Below are 796 nucleotides of genomic sequence, written 5' to 3' on the forward strand. Positions count from 1 at the left end.
GGCGACGGTCTTGATCACGCGGTTGGTCCCTTCTGAGCCCGCGTTGGTGATGCCGGTCCGGATGAAAGCGAGGATCTGTGGCCACCAGGTCTCGATGGTGCCGGCCAGTCTTTCGAGTTCGGGCAGGCCGGAGGCGGCGCACCGATCGTAGAAGCGGAACAGCCGGTCGGCGATCACGGTTCGGTCAGGATGCGTGCGCGCCAGCGCGAGCACATCCAGCAGGTCTTCCTTGGCGTTCCACGCGGCCAGGATCGGCGCTCCGAGTCGCTTGGGCAGGGCCTGCAGGTCGTCGATCATCGGGTCGAGTTGCGAGCCGTGCATCCGGGCGGCCGAGCGCGTCAGCCGGTTGCGTAGCTCCCACTCCCGGTTGCCCTTGCGGCCACGCCGCCCGCGGACCTGCACGGTCAGCCGGCGCCTCACCTCGGTGACGGCGGCGTTGGCCAGCTGCACCACATGAAAGTGATCGACGACCAGGACCGCGTTCGGCAGCGCGGCCCGGATGGCCGCCTTGAAGATCGTGCACATGTCGATCGCGACGTGCGCCACCTGGTCCTTCCACTTCTGGCCACGTGCCTGCAGCCAGTCGATGACCACCTGCGCGGTCCGGCCCTCCACCTGGCCGAGCAGTCCCTGACCATGCGATAGATCCACGAACCCGACATGCCAGCGGTCCACCGCCGCCTGCCACGCCTGCGCGCTGTCGTCATAGACCCAGCGGGGCCGGCCCCGGCGGGTCTCATCGATGCCCAGCACCGTGACCGGCTGCGGCTCGGCCGGCAGCATCCGCTCGGCATAG

Annotated in this window: 1 protein-coding gene; it reads right to left on the minus strand. The window is 69.1% G+C overall.

Translation table 11 applies throughout. From position 1 onward, the window contains the following. The coding region (locus V5E28_RS49065) for a transposase (protein WP_336217199.1) at positions 1-783 on the minus strand (783 nt) is incomplete at its 3' end. Positions 784-796 lie beyond the last annotated feature (13 nt).

Source organism: Nonomuraea sp. LPB2021202275-12-8 (genome assembly GCF_037044575.1).
Lineage (GTDB): Bacteria > Actinomycetota > Actinomycetes > Streptosporangiales > Streptosporangiaceae > Nonomuraea.